The sequence below is a fragment of the Coprococcus sp. AF102-57 genome (assembly GCF_027686195.1).
GTDB classification, from domain to species: Bacteria; Bacillota; Clostridia; order Lachnospirales; family Lachnospiraceae; genus Allocoprococcus; species Allocoprococcus comes.
Window position 1 is genome coordinate 1 of the sequence record NZ_JAQCSY010000054.1, and the last position, 1095, is coordinate 1095.

Annotated in this window: 2 protein-coding genes; both read right to left on the reverse strand. The window is 36.3% G+C overall.

The features are described from left to right. Nucleotides 1-117: 117 nt before the first annotated feature. Nucleotides 118-318 (reverse strand): DUF3784 domain-containing protein, encoded by a 201-nt coding sequence (locus PGZ10_RS16980; RefSeq protein ID WP_226816022.1) that lies wholly within the window; start codon nt 316-318, stop codon nt 118-120. Between the two features lie 78 nt (nt 319-396). After that, a complete protein-coding gene (locus tag PGZ10_RS16530) occupies nt 397-792 on the reverse strand; it encodes a DUF6483 family protein (protein WP_004614494.1) in 396 nt (131 codons plus the stop codon). Nucleotides 793-1095: the final 303 nt, after the last annotated feature.

Sequence of the window (1095 nt, forward strand, 5' to 3'; positions counted from 1 at the left end):
CGCGCAGCGATTTTGTTCAACTTGAATTTAACGTTCTCTTTTATGTCTATCAATAAGCAACAAAACAAACATAATAAGCCATATCCCCCATGCGATCCAACAGCCTATTCCTTGATATTAGATATCTATGATTATTCCAATAATAAAAGGAACTGACATAAACATCATTCTTTTTCCATATGCCTTACACATAGCATTCTCATCGTATTTCTTTCGTTCATCCGCTGATTTCATATTATAACCCGACAAGAATTTAGCAACTTTTCCTTCTGATTTATAAAACCACATTCCAAACAAAAACATAATCACTGCCATCATAAAGTCAAAAACAATATAGAAAATATAATGCAATTTCTCCTTTCATCCAATCACTCTTATCTCTTTGAATTTTCTATATTACTCTTCAGCTTTGACCAAACATAGCAAATCAGTATATCCTGACTGCATAAGTAATTGCTTAAAACCAGACATCACTTCTTCTTTTGTATAATTATTATTTTTCAAAAACTCACTATCCTTCTCACTAAGGTATTGGTAGAAAAGAGCTGCTGCCATTACCTCATTTCTGTCTGTATAATCAATGCTATCTAAAAGTATATTCTCTGCTTCGTTAATTTCCCCAGAATCAATCATATCAAGAAAATCTTTCAAATTTTTCCCTGATACTTCATATTTATTTTCTTTTTCAAGTTCAACAGAAACATACTTTTTCCCAAACATTAAAGAAAATAATACTCTTACCATTTCTTTTATCATTCGCATAATATAGTCTTTTTCGTCTGTGAAATACATTTTTCACCTCCATAACTTCCGATTTGTCGTCATCTTCATTATACTTCATCGCCAATCGAAAAGATAGCATATTTAATGAAACTTGTCGGCTGGGAACAGCTTGCAACGCAAGGTGTCCCCAGATGGCAAGTCCACAAAAGGGTAGCTGGCGGCAGCCAGCGCAGGGGAAGCGTAGCGTCCCCTGTATGATTTGGAGCAGACCATGACTGCGGAAAATCACAGCCCTCCGGCGAGGAGCCTTCGGAGAACGCAATGCACAAACCTCTGGGTGGTGTATAATTGCGCCCTTAGTAAACTAAGGGG

What these genes read in the sequence shown, in the direction of transcription:
- PGZ10_RS16980 (WP_226816022.1), bottom strand. Translation starts at nt 318, where the DNA reads ATGATGGCAGTGATTATGTTTTTGTTTGGAATGTGGTTTTATAAATCA.
- PGZ10_RS16530 (WP_004614494.1), bottom strand. Translation starts at nt 792, where the DNA reads ATGTATTTCACAGACGAAAAAGACTATATTATGCGAATGATAAAAGAA.